The organism is Bradyrhizobium sp. Ses1 (assembly GCF_059512365.1).
Genome location: NZ_JCAMOQ010000025.1, coordinates 66,771 through 84,022, shown reverse-complemented (window position 1 = coordinate 84,022; position 17,252 = coordinate 66,771). Strand labels below are relative to the sequence as shown.

Genomic DNA, 17,252 nt, shown 5'->3' with positions numbered 1-17,252 from the left:
GCCCCTCATGGTGAGGAGCGCGGCACGCGCGTCTCGAACCATGAGGCCCCGATCTCGCCCGCGGCCCATCCTTCGAGACGCCTGCCGTGCAGGCTCCTCGGGATGAGGTCGGTGTACTTGGAGGCAGGCGCTCATCATTAACGAAACGTCAATAAACCCAAAGAGTTATGGTGAACGCTTTGTTAAGCGTCATGGTTTATCTTTGGTTACGTTGGCACTGCATCACCGTGTCGTCTCGTTGCGTAAGCCGGAAGGACCATGATCGTTCGGCAGTTCATCAATTGGATCAGGACCGCTCCGGCAGGGGAGCGGGCCGAGGCCACCCGGGCATTGGCGCGGGCCTGGTTGATTTCAGACCTATCCGAGGACGACCGCATCGCCGCCGAGGGCGCGCTGCTGATGCTGCTCGACGATCCCTCGCCGCTGGTGCGGCAGGCGATGGCCGAGGTGTTCGCGCGCAGCGCCGAGGCGCCGGCGGCCATCGTGCAGGCGCTCGCGGTCGACCAGCCCGCAATCGCGTTGCCGGTGCTGGAACATTCGCCACTCCTGATCGATGCCGATCTCGTCGACATTGTCGCGACCGGCAACAACGAGATGCAATGCGCGATCGCGCGGCGGATCAATCTGCCTGCATCCGTCGGTGCGGCGATTGCCGAAGTCGGCTGTGCCGCCGCAGCGCTCGAATTGATCGAGAACGCGAATGCGGAACTCGCACCGTTCTCATGGGACCGCATCGTCGAACGGCACGGCCATCTTGCCGCGATCCGGGAGGCGATGCTGGTGCTGGAAGGCCTGCCGGCCGCGACCCGCATGGCGCTGGTGGCAAAGCTGTCGGAGACGCTGGCGCAATTCGTGGTCGCCCGCAACTGGCTCCCCGCCGATCGGGCTGATCGTATCGCCAGCGAAGCGCGCGAGCGCTCGACCGTTCACATCGCCGCGCGCTCGCGCGGCGAGGAGATGCGCGGCCTCGTCGCGCATCTGCGCGCGACCTGCCAACTGACCGCCGGTCTGATCCTGCGTGCGCTGCTCTCGGGCAATATCGAGCTGTTCCGCGCAGCCCTCGCCGAACTCTCCGACCTGCCGGAGGCGCGCATCGCCGCGCTGTTGCATGACCGCGGCGCCGCGAGTCTCGACGCGCTATTGATCCGCGCCGGCCTGCCGGAATCTACCTTTGCCGCCTTCCGTGCCGCGCTCGAGGCAAGCCACGAAGCCGGCTATGTCGACAGCATCGACGGCGCGGTCAGGCTGCGCCGACGTATGGTCGAGCGCGTGCTGACCCATTGCGAGACCGATCGGCAGGCCGCCGAACCGCTGTTGATCCTGCTCCGCCGCTTCGCCACCGAATCCGCGCGCGAGGAAGCACGCGTCTTCTGCGAAGAGCTGGTCGCGGAAGAAGCGCTCGCACCGCTCGAGCACGATTTGATCGCGGCGTAGGAAAAACCGCCGCCGCAACACACGTCGTCATTCCGGGGCGATGCGACAGCATCGAACCCGGAATCCATTTCGCCGCCTGCGCATGCAGCCCAATGGATTCCGGGCCTGCGCCTGGCGGCGCATCCCGGAATGACGGGGGACAGCGACGAGCTGCGTAGGGTGGGCAAAGGAGCGCAGCGACGTGCCCACCATTCCGCTCACGATGGTGGGCACGCTGCGCTTTGCCCACCCTTCGCAGGCTCCATTACTCCGCCGGTGCGATGCTCGGCGCGAGGATGGCTTCGAGATGTTCTGGGCGGTCGTGGTTGACCTTGAGCAGGAATTCATCGGCGATGCCGCGGAGCTGCCTGCTGAGCGCGCTTGCCATCACGGCGGTGTCGAGCTTGGTGCGCTCGCGCACGATCGCCTGGATCGCGTTGATGTGGTGGGTGATCAGCTCCGCCGGCACCTGGTCGAGATCGGGGGCGTGCTCGATGATGCGGCACAGGCTTTCGGCGGCGGCGCCGGCGGAGGGAAAGCCGAAGGTCGCGGCGTCGCCCTTGATGTCATGAGCGGCGCGGAACAGCTCTTCGCGCGTTTCATGCGAGAAGCCGTGGCGCAGCACAATGGCGTGCGCGGCCGACAGCCGGTCGGCCTCGATTGTCATCCACTGCTTGAATTCGCCGGAGAGATCCGCAAGCGCCTGCTCGGCGCGCGCAACGGGGTCGTCATGATCGATGTCGGGGGGGATGCGGCGCAAGACTCCACGCAGCGGATTGGGTTGCGTGATCACATGATGCGTGGCGAAGGTCTTGATCTCGACCGCGCCCGGTTTCTCTTTCGCCATGATGATCTCCTCGCCGCCTAGATCGCGGAACGCGCCTTATCGAGCAGCGACGGCTGTTGCATCACTTCCATCTCGCCGCCGACGCGGCGCTCGGGCCCGATATAGGTGTTGCTGGTGTTGCGGCGGCGGTCCGGGCCGAAATAGGTCTTGGTCTTGATGAAGGGGCGCGGGTTGGCAACGACATTGAGGATGCGCTGGTAAAGTCCTTTGGCCGAGATCGGCTTGGCCAGGAATTCGGTGACGCCGGCATCGCGCGCCACCGTGACGCGGCGCTTCTCCGAATGCGCGGTCAGCATGATGATCGGCGCGTAGGGATTGGCGTTGGATTCCGGCTGCCGGATCATCTGTGCGAGTTCGAGCCCGTCGAAAATCGGCATCGACCAGTCGGTGATGACGATGTCCGGGACGTAGTGGGTGTACATTTCGAGCGCGGTGGCGCCGTCTTCCGCCTCGTAGACTTCGCGCGCGCCGAACGAATGCAACAGCGTCCGCAGGATGCGGCGCATGTGCGGATTGTCATCGCAGATCAGAAACCGCAGCTTGTTGAAATCGATGCGATACATGTCCCGCCCGGCCCAAACGGCATTACCCGACGTTAACCATATCGCTGTGGCGGTTAAGGAAAGGTTGCGAGGAGGGGGAGGATCAGTACCCGAACTGCTCGCGCAGGATGCGCTCTTCCAGGCTGTGGCCGGGATCGAACAGCATGCGTATCGAGATGGTCTTGTCGGTCAAGACCTCGACGCGGCTGACGTCGCGCACTTCGTCATGGTCGGCGACCGCCGCCACGGGGCGCTTTGTGCCTTCGAGCACCTCGATCACGACGAACGCCGAATTCGGCAACAGCGCGCCGCGCCAGCGCCGCGGGCGGAAGGCGCTGATCGGGGTCAGCGCGAGCAGGGCGGCGTTGATCGGGATGATCGGGCCCTGCACCGAGAGGTTATAGGCGGTCGAGCCGGCGGGGGTGGCGACCAGGATGCCGTCGGCGATCAGTTCAGGCATCCGCTCGTGCTCGTCGATCAGGATGCGCAGGCGCGCGGCCTGATAGGTCTGGCGGAACAGCGCGACCTCGTTGATGGCGTGATGCAGATGCACTGCGCCGTGAATGTCGGTGGCGCGCATCAGCAGGGGGCTGATCAAAGATTCGCGCGAGGCCGCCAGCCGTTCGCGCAGATTGTGGGTCGCGTACTCGTTCATCAGGAAGCCGACGGTGCCCCGATGCATGCCGTAGATCGGTTTCCCCGAACGCATGTTGGCGTGCAGCGTCTGCAGCATCAAGCCGTCGCCGCCGAGTGCGACCACGACGTCGGCGTCCGCCGCGTCGCAATTGCCGTAGAGCGCGGTCAGTTGCGCCAGCGCCGCCTGCGCCTCGGTGCCGCTGCTGGCAACGAAGGCGATCTTCTCGTATCGCTCGGGACTGGTCATGGCACGACAAGCTCGGCTCTGGTTGCGCGCCGTTCCGCGCCGCGCCCGTCTATACAGCTTGGCCGCGCTTGTCGAGATCAGAAGACCGGCATTTCGGGGTCACAAAACGGCTCGGGCGGCCGCTCGGCAGGGCCGCCCGACACAATTCCGCAATGATCGGGCCTCGTAGCCCGGGTGGAGCGCAGCGCAACCCGGGACTTCTGCATCCGCGTTTACCAGGGGTCCCGAGCTACGCTTCGCTCCACCCGGCTATGTGCCTCACTTCTCCTGCAGCGTGCGGATCGGCTCCCAGTCCCCGCCCGGCGGCTGCGCGACCATCTGCTCGGCGCGCTCGCGAAACAATGCGGCCGGCTTGTCGGTCGCGGCCGAGCGGCCGAAAGCCTCCGTGGCGAGGTGGAATTCGCCGGCGCGCCAATGCGCGAGTCCTTCGCCGTAAGTCTTGATCAGCGCCTGCTGCGCTTCCGACAGCGCGTCCGCCCGCGCCACCAGCTCGTAGATCTTCAGCGCTTGATTCCGTCCTTTGACGCGGACTTCGTCGAGCTCGCGCCAGGCAAAGCCGCTGCCTGCGAGCGCCACCGTCGCGTCCGAGGCGATGATGGTGGTGCCGTAGAACTTGTTGGCGCCTTCGAGGCGCGAGGCGAGGTTCACCGCATCGCTCATCACGGAATAATTGAAGCGCCGCCGCGATCCGAAATTGCCGACCAGCGCCTCGCCGGAATTGATGCCGATGCGCTGCGCGAGCGGATGGTCGCGGAAGGCCGGCGAGGTGGCGTTGAGCTCTGCAAGTCGCGTGCAGCAGTCGAGCGCCGCGCGCGCCGCGTTCGCAGCATGGTCAGGATCGTCGGCGGGCGCGCCGAACACCGCGACGATGGAATCGCCGATATATTTGTCGACATAGCCACCATTGGCCTCGATGACATCGGTCATATCGGAAAGATATTCGTTCATCAGCGACATCAGCCGGTCCGGCGGCATGTTTTCCGCGATCGCGGAGAAGCCCGCGAGGTCGGAGAAGAATACGGTGACCTCGCGCGCCTCGCCGCCGAGCTCGGGCAATTTCTTCGACGACAGCATGCCGTTGATGACGTGTGGGGCGAGATAGAGCGCAAAGCTCTTCTGCAACAGCCGGCGGTCGCGATCGGTGACGGCGAAGCGAAGGCCGACCATCGCCGCGAGCGCAGCCGTGCCTGCCGCGAAAGGCTCGACCAGCGGAAGCGCCAGTGCGTGGGTGAAGGCGAACGTGGCGCCGACGAGCCCGAGCGCGCTCGCCGCTGCGCAGCAGAGGACGGCGGTGAATGGCCTGAATAGGCGCGCCGCCGTTGCGGCCAGCGCGGCAAACAAGAAGGCGATCAGGAACGTCGGCAGGAGGCCGGGCTCGCGCGCCGCGTTGCGGGTGATCAGGTTGTTGACGGCGGTGGCGTGGATATACACGCCCGCGATGGTGCTGCGCGCGACGCCCGGAACGGCCGGCGGACTGGCGTCGGGCGCGCAGCGCGGGAGAGGGCGCCTCCCGTCGCCTGCGGTGGCAAATCGTTTGGATGTCGCCTGGCGGTCTTCGATGTCGAGCACGGTGCCGATCAGGACGATCTTGCCGTCGAACCAACGCCGGAAATAATCCTTCCCGCCCTTGGCCGCGCAGGCGCGCAGGTCGGCGAAGGAAAAGGTCGGGATGTCGTCCGCGCCGCCGGCAAAGTTCAGCGTCATCGTGTTCGGCACCGGGCTCGGAATCCGGTAACCGGCGAGCGTCACGTTGCCACTGGCGTCGCTGTCGGCCGTCGCACCAAGCGCCCGCGATGCCAGTTCGAGCGCCATGCCGGAAACCCTTGCGTCGCCGACGACAAAGGTCAACGGCACCCGCCGCACCGTGTCGTCGCTGTCGGTGTGGACATTGAGCGGACGGATGTTCTGCTGCTGGCGGACGGCAACGCGCTGTCCGGGGGAGGGGAGGATCGGCTGATCCCCACGCAGGATCTCGCCGAGCACGACCTTGCCGGATGTGGAGGCGGAGGCGAGGGCGCGCAGGAAGTCGCGATCGAAGCCGCGCACCTTTTCGCCCAGCACGCCGTCGCCGAACGGAATTTGCGACAGCTCGATCGAGGTCGGGATCACCAGGTCGAAGCCGACGACCTTGGCACCGCCATCGATGATCGCGCCGAGCACGCGGCCGATCTCGCCGGTCCAAGTCAGCGTGGGCGATCCCTTGAACGGCGCCGCGCGATAGCTTTCCTCGTCGATCGCGACGACAACTGTGGGGGAAGCGGTGGGGTCGGGTGCGCTCTGGAATATCCTCCAGCGCAGCGCGGTCAGGATGTCGAGCGAGAGGCCGCGGATCGGGTCGAGTGCGGGCGAGATAGAAATGGCGGCGCAGACGAGCGCGATCGCGGCGATCGTGATCACCTCGCGCGCGGTGCGCCCGATGCTCAAGGTCGCTGATCCTGGCTGGCGCGGGAAGATTTTCTCTCGAACAGTGGGGCGTGTTCGACTTCACCTCGGCCCGCGTGCGGGGAGAGGTCGAAATTCAAGCCAACGGGTCGGCGCGAAGCGCCGCCCGATGACAGGCTCCGCTTGAATTTCGGGTGAGGGGGAATCTCCGCGAACACGTCTGTCACCGTGTCCGCGGAGAGAGCCCCTCACCCCAACCCTCACAGAGCGAGCTTCGCTCGTCTCGGCTCCGTAAGAACGGGGAGAGGGAGAAGCGCCAGCAGTGGCCCCAGGGCAGTTTCATCACGAGCTAATTCATCCGCAGCAGGCGGCCGACGATCGGCGTGGGGCCGGGCTTGGCTTGCGGGTCGACGCGGAAGACGATCTGCGACGACTTGAAGGTGGCGGCGTAGAGGCCGCCCGGGACCAATGCACCGTTCTCGCGGGCGAAATCGAAGAACCTGCCCTTGAGCTGGGTGCCGCCGAGATCAACCTGCTGACGCTCGCCGGGGATGTCCAGGCGCTTCACGATCAGCGTGCCGCGTCCTCTTGCCTCCACGAATGGCGAAGCGCCGTAGAGGGTGAGCTGCGGCTGCGGCAACGAGGTGTTGTTCGCATCGACGCTGCGCAACACGGTGGCGGCGACCGCGCTGGTCGCCTGCGTCGTGGCGTGCGTCTGGTTGGAATCGCAATCGGTCTTTTCGGCCTTGAGGTCAGCGAGATGCACGACGCTCTCGTCGGTGCCGACGATCACCGTGCCGATCCCGGAGATCGCTTCGCGCCGGCAAGAGGTCATATAGCTCAGCACGATCGAACCACCGTCCCCGATCTTGATTACGGTCTTGGGGGCTACATAATCCATGAACTCGGCGCCGGTGACCTTGCCTTGCACGTCCTCGACGACGGCCACCGGTGACTCGGCCGCCGCCGGCGAAGCCAGCGCAAGCAGGCCGACACAAATGGCAATCGCTCGTTTCATTTCGGGAACCCCCTCGAAGATACAATTTCGTTAGTCGCGGTGGCGCCGTTTTGGTTCTGTGGATCGAATGGTTGGGTTGGCAACCTTGTGGATGTGACGGATATCACTCAATTGTCGCCGCGGACAACCTGATCGGCGCGTATTGTCGCAGGCCTGTCGCATTCATCGCGGTGCAAACCGGCTGGCGCGATTGTGATTTCCACACAATTCCTCCCGTTGTGTAGCTGCATCCCCGATGGACGCCGCAATTCGCGTCGTAGCCCGGGTGGAGCGCCAGCGTAACCCGGGAGCGCTCTCAATGTTGACGCAGATGTCCCGGGTTTCGCTTCGCTGCACCCGGGCTACGAAGGAACTGGGACATGGCAAGCTGGGTCGGAACACAGCGCAACGCGCGCACGCGCATGATGGTCGCGCTGCTCGCATTTTCAGTCGTGAGCGGCGCGTGGGCGCAGGACGCGGGCGACACCCCCAAACCGTCATCACAGTCAGATTCGCCGACGACGCAGGCACCGGCGGGTCGTAAGGCCGGCGCAGACCGCAGTGCGGCAGCCAATCCACCGTCGGCGTCCGAGCAGCACCGCTTGCCGCCTGACTCCACGACCAAGCAGACGCTGGCGCTGCCCGGACGTAGCTTGGAGTTCACGGCCACCGCCGGCTCGATCCGCCTGTTCGACCAGAAGGGCGAGCCGCAGGCCGATATTGCCTATACCTCCTATCAGCTCGACGGCACCGATCGGACGAATCGTCCGGTCACCTTCCTGTTCAACGGCGGGCCGGGCGCATCGTCGGCCTGGCTGCAGCTCGGCAGCGCCGGACCGTGGCGGATTGCGCTGGGCGGCGAGGGGGCGGTGTCGTCGGCGTCGCCCGAACTGGTGCCGAATGCGGAAACCTGGCTCGACTTCACCGACCTCGTCTTCATCGATCCCGTCGGCACCGGCTATAGCCGTTTTGTCGCGACCGGGGACGACGTGCGCAAGCGCTTCTTCTCCGTCGACGGCGATGTCAATGCGATCGCGCTGGTGATCCGTCGCTGGCTCGAGAAGCACGAGCGGCTGCTGTCGCCGAAATATGTCGTGGGCGAAAGCTATGGCGGCATCCGCGGACCGAAGATCGTGCATAACCTGCAGACCGAGCAGGGCGTCGGCGTGAAGGGATTGATCCTGCTCTCGCCGCTGCTCGATTTCCGTGAATTCCAGGGCACGAGCCTGCTGCAATATGTCGCGAGCCTTCCGAGCATGGCGGCGGTCGCGCGGCAGAGGAAGGGCCCGGTGACGCGCAGCAACGTCGCCGATGTCGAAGAATACGCGCGCGGCGATTTCCTGGTCGACCTTGTCAAGGGGCAGGCCGACAGCGAGGCCACGACACGGCTCGCCAACAGGGTGGCGGCCCTGACCGATATCGATCCGGCGGTAAGCCGCCGCCTCGCGGGGCGTTTCGATATCTCCGAATTCCGCAGGGAATTCGATCGCCGCAACGGCAAAGTGACCGGCCGCTACGACGCGTCAGTCGAAGGCTTCGATCCCAATCCGGATTCGAGCGTATCCCGCTTCGGCGATCCGTCCGGCGATCCGCTGATTGCGCCGCTGACGAGCGCGGTTGTCGACCTCACCAGGGGCAGGCTGAACTGGCAGCCGGACGGATCCTATCATCTTCTCAACGGCAGCGTCGCCGGCTCCTGGGATTTCGGCCGCGGGACAAACCCGGCCGAGTCGGTCTCACAGCTCCGGCAGATTCTCGCGCTCGATCCGAAGCTGAAGCTCCTGGTCGGCCACGGCCTGTTCGATCTCGCGACTCCTTACTTCGGCTCGGCGATGGCGCTCGACCAACTGCCGGCCTTTGCGAGCCCGGACCGTGTCAAACTCGTCGTCTATCCCGGAGGCCACATGTTCTATTCCCGCGACACCTCACGCCAGGCGTTCAGAGGCGAGGTAGAAGCGGTGATGAAGTAGGCGAGAGCGATTGACGTTCTTCGCCTGCGTATTCAAACAGCGTGCTCTCTAGGAGACCCTCATGGTGACGAGCGCGTCTTCGCGCGTCTCCGGACGATGCTTCGCATCGCCTTGAGAACCATGAGGCCCCGATCTCACCCGCGTCATCCCTCGAGACGCCGCTTGCGCGGCTCCTCGGGATGAGGGTCGTCGCATTCATCGCGCAAGGGACGTGACAATATTTTGCAGCTTACTTGAAGTTGCCGTCTCGCGTGATCGGGCAGCGCTTCTGTCGTATGACGCGCATCATTTTGCTGATGCAAAATTCACGTTTTTGAGAGTCGTGATTGAACCTGATGACGTACGGCACTGACCAATTCAGTGCTGGGGATTTCAGGGCCCAGTGACGACCAACGCCACCAAGCAATACTCATTGCGCTCGGTGGCGTTTATTTTTGGCGAAGCTGTTTCGCCACAAGCCCCACCGTCGTCATTCCGGGGCGCGCGTAGCGCGAGCCCGGAATCCATTTCTCCACCTGCACCCGCGGCTCGATGGATTCCGGGCTCATCGCTGCGCGATGCCCCGGCAGGGACGACACCGGTGTGAAGCGCGACAGAAACTGAAGGGCACGGCGCGTGCGCCGTTGCCCGTCACACGGCAACTATCGCCTCAATACACCAGCCCGGTGCCGGGCGGCTTCTCCAGCGCGGCGGCGAGCGAGCGGTACTCCTCGCTGTTGGTGCCTGCGAGCTGGGCGATGCGGTTGAGATGATACTGTGCCTGGTCGCGGTTGCCCTGTTCGACCTGCCACAGACCGTAATACTGCCAGGTCTTGACGTGGTTCGGATCGGCCTTCAGCGCGCGCTCGTACCAGACCTGCGACAGCTTGTAGTCGCCGAGCTTGCGATAGGAATAACCGATCAGGTTGGCGACCGCGGCGGTGTCGTCGCGGTGCAGCGCCTTCAATTGCTCGATCGCGTTGGCATAATCGTGGCGGTCGTAGATCGTGGCATAGGCGGCGTGATAGCCATTCTCGAAGGCGGCCTGTTCGACGTTCGGACGAATCTCCGACTTCTTCTTGCCCTTGGGCGGCGGCGGGGGCGGATCGTTATCCGGCGCGGCATAGACCGCGGTAACGACGGGCGCTGCCGCAAGCGTCAGCGACAACATGGCGAGCGTCAACAGCCTGATCGCGAATTTCTGCATGCCTCTCTCCTGATGGTCAGCCCGGCGATCCTATACCGCGGCCCGTTTCCTTGAACACCCAGTGCTCGGAAACATTCCCGCTTCGGCACGCCATTTTGAAACTCACGCCTCGCAGACATGACGCGGTCAGGACTTATCGCAATCGCGACATGAACAGGATGTCATGGAGATGAACGAATTCCGTCCGCGCGTTTCAGCGTGGGTTCAGCGCCGCCGACTTAAGGTCGTCCTCACTGATCGGCGAGCCCGGCCATCCGACCGGAAGTCTCAGCGATCCCTGGAAGAGGAGACAACCATGCTCAAGACCATTTCCGCGGCGCTGCTTGCAGTTTCCGTGATGGCGGCGCCCGCGTTTGCCGGCAACTATGGCAAGACGACCCAGGCGCCGGTGATCAAGTCCGAACTGACTAAGTCGAAGGCGCTGCATGCCAACGCCAAGATGGTGCGCCATCATCATAAGCACCAGCGCTACGTCCGCCATCATGGCCACCACAAGCACATCGGTGTGATCAAGACGCATGTCACGCCGAAGGTCGCGGTCAAGCCCATCGTGCGGCCCGCCAAGCGCGGCTGAATCCTGACTTCCACGACTGGTCCGTCCGCCGCGGTTTTGATCCACATTGCCCCACCGCGCCGGCGGATATCAGGCCCACCCACGGCCATTGCATCCCCAATGGCCGTGGGATGGTGCATTGAGGCGACGCCGAGATGCGAATTCCCTTTCGCCGCTGGCCGGTCTAAGAAATTGCCGGGACCGATGCAGTCGACTTTGGGGCGAAAGGAACTTGGCGAAGACAGCAAGACTTACGGCAATCCTGCTGTTGCCGATCGCGCTCGGGGCGTGCTCCGCATTCAGCAGCGACGACAACAGGTCGATCAGCTTCACCGATGACCGCGGTGTCGCCGACCAGCCGTATCCGAAGAATTACCGCGCCGAGACCCTGGCGTTCATGCACACCTATCTCAACGACCCCACCGGCGTTCGGGACGCGGCCATGGCCGAGCCGGTGCAGCGGACGGTCGGTGGGCGGCAGCGCTACGTCACCTGCCTGCGCTTCAGCGCCCGCGACTCGGACGGCGCCTATCGGCCGACGCGGGAGCGCGCGATCGTGTACGTCGATGGCCGGCTCGACCGCATGATGGAAAATGCCACCGAGCCTTGCGCCAGCGCTACCTACGCGCCATTTCCCGAGCTGGAGAAGATGTCGCGGTAGCGGCGGCTCGGTGGCCGCAGGGTTACCGGGATGGGATCACTTTTCGGCGAGGGGTGAACCTCTGCTTAGTCAGATCCGACATCCGTTCTGGTGGCCGGCTCCGGATTAACCGGAGGGAAAATTCTTCCATGCAATGGAACCCGCGGGTGTTGCGGCGCTGTCACTGTGACGAACACGTGATGCTCTGGCGGTGCCCCAAAGCAACCTAATTGAAGTCACGTTGTTTGGTTTGATGTCGCGTCGTGGAGTGAACGGGGAAGTACCATGAAGAAGTTTTTGCTTGGCGCAGTCGCCCTGGCCGCATTCGCCGGCCCCGCTTTCGCGGCTGACATGCCGGCACGGCCCTATACCAAGGCACCGCCGGCCTATACGGCGCCGGCGTTGGTTTACAATTGGACCGGTTTCTATATCGGCGGCCATATCGGCGGCGGCTTCACCGACGGCAACAATCTGCTCGGCAGCGACGCGCGCTTCCTGGGCGGCGTGCAGGGCGGTTTTGACTATCAATTCGCGCCGAACTGGGTGGTGGGCGTCGAGGCGCAATACAGCTGGCTGCCGGGCAACAGCAATAATGGCTTCGTGTTCCCCGCTGGAACAGTGGTGACGGGCAATACCGACCAGCTCGGCTCGGTGACCGGCCGGCTCGGCTACACCTGGGGTCCGGCGCTGCTCTACGCCAAGGGCGGTTACGCCTGGCGTGAGAATAGCAATATCGGCGTCGCCTTCGCTGGCGTGCCGCAGCCCTTCACGACCGACGGCAACCGCAAGGACGGCTACACGGTTGGCGCAGGCCTCGAATACATGTTCGCGCCGAACTGGTCGGCCAAGGCCGAGTACCAGTATTACAATTTCGGCCACACGACCTTCACCTCCGGTCCGGCCGAGATCGTCGGCTCCCGCTTCCGGGACGACGAGCATACGGTCAAGGTCGGCGTGAACTACCGCTTCGGCTGGGGCGGGCCGGTCGCTTCCAAATACTGACCGCGGGTTTCCGCGGGGGGCGAGGGCCGGCTTTCCGCCGGCCCTTTTGCTGCAGGGCTACCGGCGCCGCGGAAAATATTTTTTGCGGTGCACGGAACTTTCAGGCTCGATGGTTTATTATGCCGGCCGCCGGGCCAGGTGGACACACGAGCATGCGTGCTTTTGCGTTAGCGTTGATTTTTTCTGCGGCGATATCGCCATGCCTTGCCCAGACCGTGCTGAAATCCGAACCGCTGATTCTCGCGCCCTACGAGGTCGCCTTTGTCCAGGATCCGGCCTGCGGGGTCGGCAAGGTGCTCAAGGTCACCGGCGCGATCAGGGGACTGCACCGGCGTAAGGCGTGCGTGACGCTGGCCTCGGAGCAGGCCTCACTGGTGAGCGCGACGCCGTAAGGCTTTTTCCTGCGGCGGCTCGGGCGGCGAGAGCTGCGGCTCGCTCCGCGCCTCGCGTTCGGCATCGGCCTTGTTCTTGGCGGGGTCTTCGTTCGGCTCCGCTTGGCAGGGCCTGATCTCGTAATCATTGTCCAGGACCGGACGCGGGGCGGCCTTGTCCTCGTCCGTGGCGACATCGACGACCAGGCCGCTCTTCCGGGCGACCTTCCAGACATCCGCCTCGGTCGGATAGGCCTTGCTCAGCTTGGCATCGTTGGAAAACAGCGCGTACGGCATTCTTAGCTCGTGGCTCCGCAAAGGCAGTCAACGCCAACCCCGCCCCCGGGTTTCAGCACCGCCAACCGTCTTGTTTCACGCCCAGGTGAGGGCGTCCGTCACCCCGTCTTGAGTCCCTAATAAGTGATGAATCCCCCAAAAAAGAATCCGCAAGACTCCGGTGCTAGAATCGCCGGATGCTCCGGGCATGACAACGGTTCTGCACACATCCAGCGAACGCGTGCATGTCACGCTCACCGCGGCGCTGTTGGTTGCCTCTGTGGCCAATATGCTGCTGGTATGGGCCTGGCTCTGACCGCCAAGACCTGGCGGGACAGCCGGGGGAATTATTCTATTCGGCGGAGCGAGGCGGCTAGGTGCCCTCGCTCAGGGTGGCGCGGACCTTGGCCATGGTGGCACGGCAGTATTCCTCGCGCTCCCGGGTAAACCGCTCCTGGTGCGCGCGGAAGCTTGCCACCCGGGCACGGATTTCGGACTGGAAATCGGCGGGGAGGTCGAGACCCGCGATCTGAGGGGGCTTCGCCTGAGACGGTCTTGCCTCAGGGTGCATTGTCTGAGCAGGCACCGTCTGAGCCGGGTTGGGCGGGACGGCGATCGGGAGCGGCGGAGGTTCGGCGAGCACGGCTTCAACGTTAACCACGGCGGTGGTTATGGTCGCGCGGACGGTCGTCTCGGTGGCCGGCGACAACAACTCGGCGTCGGGCTTCTTGCCGGTCACCGATTGCACGAACGCCATTGTCTGAGCGATCAGGAGATCGCGTTCCTTCATCCATTTCATGGCACACCTCGGCCTTACTCGACTGCAGCAAAGGTTGCCTTCGGAATCAAGCATCCCAAGTTATGGCAGTCCCAATTTCCACCGAGGTGACAAAAGAGTAACACCGCGTCAATCGGAACAGATCGTTTACCATAACAGGGTGATGGCAAGTCCTCACGGGCGCGGTGGAGACGGCAGCAATTCCTTGCCGATCGCTCTGATGAGAAACTTCGAGCCGGCGTCGGAGAGGTGCACGATATCGGTTATCAGCACCTGGTTGGCATCGGTCCCGATCCCCGTCAGACAGCCCGCAGCATTGCATAGCGTATGCCAGGCAGAGATGTACTCGATCCCTTCGGCTTTGCTGAAAGCCTCCATCCGCTGATCGTTGTCCAAGCCTGATACGCCCGCCGCGATTCGCTCCGGAATCTCGTGCCAAATCCGGTAGTGATTGACGAGCGTATGGGGAAGCGTTCGCTTCCAGACCGGCAGTGGACCCAGGATGACGATGCGCCGGACCTTGCTGGCGCGCAGCCGCGCGATCGTTTCGTGCAGCTTTCCGAGATCGTTGTTCGTGCCCCACATCGCATGCAGCAGCACGACGTCCGGATGCGCGGATTGAAGTAGGCCGAAGGCGGTACGATGGGCTTCGTCGCAGCGTGCGTTCGCGCCCGAATCCAGGATCGGCGCGCAGCCCGGCGCGCTGAACCTCGCCAGGCGGAACGATCCGCTCGCAGCCTCTGCTTCCTTCAAGCCCGGATAGAGCGCGGCCGCGGTCGAATCGCCCCACAAAAATACGAGCGGCTGCGTTCCCTGCTCGATGCAGTCTGCGTTGAATTCAGCGCCCGGCGTTTCCAGGAAACACCTGTCGCTAAATCCCGCATTGTCCTTCGCCTGGGTCCGCGCGATCGCCTGCACCTCCACAGGAAAACGAAAATCGAATCCGGCCGCGGCGATGGTCACGATACCGGCAAGGCCGACGAGCGCGAGACCGAGCGCTAGTCTCTTGACTGCCCGGTCGTAGTGGCGAAGCGGAATTTCGACAAAGCGGAATGTCAGCCAGGAAAGAATCACGGAAACGGCGACCGCCGCCCAGATCTCCATCACGTTCGGCACGCCGTTGCGCAGAATGCCGAGATAGGACAGGACCGGCCAGTGCCAGAGATAGAGCGGATAGCTGATCAGGCCGATCCATACTATTGGCCGGTTCGACAGCAGCATCTTGTTCACCGCCGAATTTGGCGTGGCGATCAGGAGTACCGCGCCGAGCACCGGCAGCAGGGCGCAGAGGCCTGGGAATGCGCTGGCGCGATCCAACAGCAGCGCCGGGCCAAGGATCGCGGCAAGGCCCAACAGAGCAAGATACTCGCCGATCCGCTTGTCCCAGCTAACGCTCTTCCGTACGAGCACCAGGTGGGCAAGAAGTCCGCCCGCGAGCAACTCCCAGGCGCGTGTGAGCGGCGAGTAGAACGCGACGGTCTCGTAGCCGAAGAAGATGCTCAGGCTGAACGCAAACGACGCCAGCGCGATGACCGCGATCCATCGGCCGCGGATTGCGGTTGCGGAGAGGAGAAGGATCAGCGGCGGCCAGAAGATATAGAACTGCTCTTCGACGCCCAGCGACCACAGATGCAGCAGCGGATTGTCCGCGGCGGCAGGTGCGAAATACCCGGTCTGCCTGAGCTGGAACAGATTGGCCGCAAAGGCGACGCCGGCGGCAATGTTCTCGCCAAGCAGGGTGAATTGATCGGGCAGCAGCGCGAACCATCCGACCAGATAGGTCGCGGTGAGCACGATGACGAGGGCTGGAAAGATGCGGCGAACGCGCCGCGCATAGAAATCGGCGAACGAGAAGGTGCCGGCATCGACCCTCGTCAGGATGATCCGCGTGATCAGGAAGCCGGAGATGACGAAGAAGACGTCAACGCCGATGAAGCCGCCCGGCACCAGCCAAGGCTGCGCATGATAACCGACGACCAGCAGAATGGAGATTGCCCTCAGCCCGTCGATATCGGGCCGATAAGCCGTTTCGTGATGCGCCATTGTGCGGATGATGTACCCGGTCCACGGCGACGCCGCCAGAGCGGGTAGGGGCCCGCTTCATCACGTATCAAATGTTTGTGGCCCTCGCCTAGCTCGCGGGAAGTGGTGTTGCGGTCGTCTCGGCCAGCCGTTCGGCGGCCTTTGCTTCGATCAGGTCGGCGTAGCGGTCATATTCATCGGCCATTTCGAGCAGTTTTTCGCGAACGTCTGCATCAATGACCTGATAGGCCAGCCGCTTCGCTTGCTCGGATTGAAACCGGTAGTGCTGTGTGTCGGACATGTGGGCACCTCGAACGTATGTCCGGCACCAACCGCAAAGGTTCATCAGGCAGCGGCAGGCTTCTTGTCCTGTCGAATCTCGACGTCGAACCAGCCCATCTCCTTGAGTTCGTGCGCCTTCTTCAGCGCGGCATCCTCGCTCTCGCGTCTTAGGACGATCTGCCCGGTGCCGTCGCGGGCGTAGATGAAATAAGCCATTCTTAAAATCCTGTTCGGCTGAAATACGCGCTCCGACAACGGAAATAATTGAAACGATTTTGGCCCAAAACACGGCGCTTTGATGAAACGGATGGTGCCGGCTGAGGGGATTGAACCCCCGACCTTCGGTTTACAAAACCGCTGCTCTACCGCTGAGCTAAGCCGGCCGATTTCGGCCGCTCGCATATCAGACTTGGGAGCGGAGGGCCAGAACCTGAGGGCAGCCAGGCGAGACCTGTGCAGGAAAAAGGCGGCCGGGCGGCCACCTTTTCCCCAACTGGTCGATTGGGTTACTGGCAGGGGTGGCGGCGGCCATCCTCGCCGCGGAACCAGGTGCCGGGCGTGCAGACGAGGCCGTTACGCTCGGCGTAGCTCTGGGTGTAGTAGCCGCCTCGGTAGCCGTTATCGAAACCGGCAAATGGCGCAGTGGCGACCGCCGCCGCCGTGCCGACGGCGCCTCCGATAACCCCGGCGGCCACGTTGCCCGGCCAGAAGCTGCCGCGATCGTCCCAGCGGGCGTAGCTGTTGTTCCAGCCGTTGTTGTACTGATAGGCGGCGGCGCGACGCTGCTGGTAGCTGCCGGTATAGGGATTTCCCGGTCCTTGGTTCTGGCAATTGGCGTTCGGATAGAACTGAGCGCAATAGCCGGGATTGTAGATCACCTGTTGCGCCCCGGCGGGAGCGGCCAGGGCGGAAGCGAGCAGCGCGGCGGTACCGACGATAGCGAGTGGTCTCATGGTGAGCTCTCCTTGAAGTCGCAACCGACACCAAGCGGCCGCGCGGCGGGCCTGTTCCAACGATCCTGTTCACACGATTTCAAACCGAAGTGATCGCATCAAGGGCATCAAGAGAGTGGTACTCGCGGACGTTGATGCGCCGCCGATTGTGGAAG

General features: G+C 63.9%; 18 protein-coding genes and 1 tRNA gene. 6 read left to right on the top strand and 13 right to left on the bottom strand.

What is annotated here, in order from left to right:
- The first annotated feature begins 258 nt into the window (after window positions 1–258).
- Entirely contained in the window at window positions 259–1,434 is a 1,176-nt protein-coding gene (locus tag AC5ZG5_RS26205; protein WP_456644655.1) for a DUF2336 domain-containing protein, read from the top strand.
- 244 nt (window positions 1,435–1,678) lie between these two features.
- Here AC5ZG5_RS26205 and AC5ZG5_RS26200 read toward each other — a convergent pair whose 3' ends face one another.
- The 5 genes from AC5ZG5_RS26200 to AC5ZG5_RS26180 all read right to left on the bottom strand — a co-directional run bounded on the left by AC5ZG5_RS26200 (window position 1,679) and on the right by AC5ZG5_RS26180 (window position 7,085).
- On the bottom strand, window positions 1,679–2,260 hold the full coding sequence (locus tag AC5ZG5_RS26200) for an Hpt domain-containing protein (RefSeq protein WP_456644654.1): 582 nt from the start codon (window positions 2,258–2,260) through the stop codon (window positions 1,679–1,681).
- A 17-nt stretch (window positions 2,261–2,277) separates the two neighbouring features.
- Window positions 2,278–2,823, bottom strand: a complete 546-nt coding sequence (locus tag AC5ZG5_RS26195) for a response regulator (protein WP_130228218.1) — start codon at window positions 2,821–2,823, stop codon at window positions 2,278–2,280.
- 82 nt (window positions 2,824–2,905) lie between these two features.
- The gene (locus AC5ZG5_RS26190) at window positions 2,906–3,685 is read right to left on the bottom strand and encodes an NAD kinase (protein ID WP_028163273.1); all 780 of its coding nucleotides are present in this window, start codon (window positions 3,683–3,685) and stop codon (window positions 2,906–2,908) included.
- 258 nt (window positions 3,686–3,943) lie between these two features.
- Window positions 3,944–6,109, bottom strand: coding sequence for a CHASE2 domain-containing protein (locus tag AC5ZG5_RS26185; RefSeq protein WP_456644653.1), 2,166 nt, complete (start codon window positions 6,107–6,109; stop codon window positions 3,944–3,946).
- A gap of 307 nt (window positions 6,110–6,416) precedes the next feature.
- The gene (locus AC5ZG5_RS26180; protein ID WP_456644652.1) at window positions 6,417–7,085 is read right to left on the bottom strand and encodes a hypothetical protein; all 669 of its coding nucleotides are present in this window, start codon (window positions 7,083–7,085) and stop codon (window positions 6,417–6,419) included.
- A 359-nt stretch (window positions 7,086–7,444) separates the two neighbouring features.
- On the opposite strand from AC5ZG5_RS26180, the gene AC5ZG5_RS26175 reads away from it, so the two are divergent.
- Window positions 7,445–9,034 (top strand): S10 family peptidase, encoded by a 1,590-nt coding sequence (locus tag AC5ZG5_RS26175; protein ID WP_456644651.1) that lies wholly within the window; start codon window positions 7,445–7,447, stop codon window positions 9,032–9,034.
- A gap of 649 nt (window positions 9,035–9,683) precedes the next feature.
- Here the strand turns inward: AC5ZG5_RS26175 and AC5ZG5_RS26170 are convergent.
- Window positions 9,684–10,220, bottom strand: a complete 537-nt coding sequence (locus tag AC5ZG5_RS26170; RefSeq protein WP_456644650.1) for a tetratricopeptide repeat protein — start codon at window positions 10,218–10,220, stop codon at window positions 9,684–9,686.
- 295 nt (window positions 10,221–10,515) lie between these two features.
- Here AC5ZG5_RS26170 and AC5ZG5_RS26165 point away from each other — a divergent pair, with 295 nt between their 5' ends.
- The 4 genes from AC5ZG5_RS26165 to AC5ZG5_RS26150 all read left to right on the top strand — a co-directional run bounded on the left by AC5ZG5_RS26165 (window position 10,516) and on the right by AC5ZG5_RS26150 (window position 12,807).
- Window positions 10,516–10,794, top strand: a complete 279-nt coding sequence (locus AC5ZG5_RS26165) for a His-rich protein BRANT (RefSeq protein ID WP_196237249.1) — start codon at window positions 10,516–10,518, stop codon at window positions 10,792–10,794.
- A 211-nt stretch (window positions 10,795–11,005) separates the two neighbouring features.
- Window positions 11,006–11,434, top strand: a complete 429-nt coding sequence (locus AC5ZG5_RS26160) for a hypothetical protein (protein WP_028163278.1) — start codon at window positions 11,006–11,008, stop codon at window positions 11,432–11,434.
- 264 nt (window positions 11,435–11,698) lie between these two features.
- Window positions 11,699–12,415 (top strand): outer membrane protein, encoded by a 717-nt coding sequence (locus AC5ZG5_RS26155; RefSeq protein ID WP_208827245.1) that lies wholly within the window; start codon window positions 11,699–11,701, stop codon window positions 12,413–12,415.
- Window positions 12,416–12,567: 152 nt separating this feature from the next.
- A complete protein-coding gene (locus tag AC5ZG5_RS26150; protein WP_028163280.1) occupies window positions 12,568–12,807 on the top strand; it encodes a hypothetical protein in 240 nt (79 codons plus the stop codon).
- On the opposite strand, the gene AC5ZG5_RS26145 is transcribed toward AC5ZG5_RS26150, so the two are convergent.
- The 7 genes from AC5ZG5_RS26145 to AC5ZG5_RS26115 form a co-directional block, all read right to left on the bottom strand.
- Complete coding sequence (locus AC5ZG5_RS26145) at window positions 12,784–13,083, bottom strand: hypothetical protein (RefSeq protein WP_051396658.1); 300 nt, start codon at window positions 13,081–13,083, stop codon at window positions 12,784–12,786. The genes AC5ZG5_RS26150 and AC5ZG5_RS26145 overlap by 24 nt on opposite strands.
- A 352-nt stretch (window positions 13,084–13,435) precedes the next feature.
- On the bottom strand, window positions 13,436–13,861 hold the full coding sequence (locus tag AC5ZG5_RS26140; protein ID WP_456644649.1) for a hypothetical protein: 426 nt from the start codon (window positions 13,859–13,861) through the stop codon (window positions 13,436–13,438).
- A gap of 153 nt (window positions 13,862–14,014) precedes the next feature.
- Window positions 14,015–15,883 (bottom strand): acyltransferase family protein, encoded by a 1,869-nt coding sequence (locus AC5ZG5_RS26135; protein ID WP_456644648.1) that lies wholly within the window; start codon window positions 15,881–15,883, stop codon window positions 14,015–14,017.
- Between the two features lie 88 nt (window positions 15,884–15,971).
- Window positions 15,972–16,163: a hypothetical protein gene (locus tag AC5ZG5_RS26130; protein WP_028163283.1), complete on the bottom strand. Its 192-nt coding sequence runs from the start codon at window positions 16,161–16,163 to the stop codon at window positions 15,972–15,974.
- Between the two features lie 44 nt (window positions 16,164–16,207).
- Window positions 16,208–16,360, bottom strand: a complete 153-nt coding sequence (locus AC5ZG5_RS26125) for a hypothetical protein (RefSeq protein WP_456644647.1) — start codon at window positions 16,358–16,360, stop codon at window positions 16,208–16,210.
- 92 nt (window positions 16,361–16,452) lie between these two features.
- Window positions 16,453–16,527 (bottom strand) — tRNA-Thr (locus AC5ZG5_RS26120).
- 123 nt (window positions 16,528–16,650) lie between these two features.
- On the bottom strand, window positions 16,651–17,097 hold the full coding sequence (locus tag AC5ZG5_RS26115) for a hypothetical protein (protein ID WP_456644646.1): 447 nt from the start codon (window positions 17,095–17,097) through the stop codon (window positions 16,651–16,653).
- Window positions 17,098–17,252 lie beyond the last annotated feature (155 nt).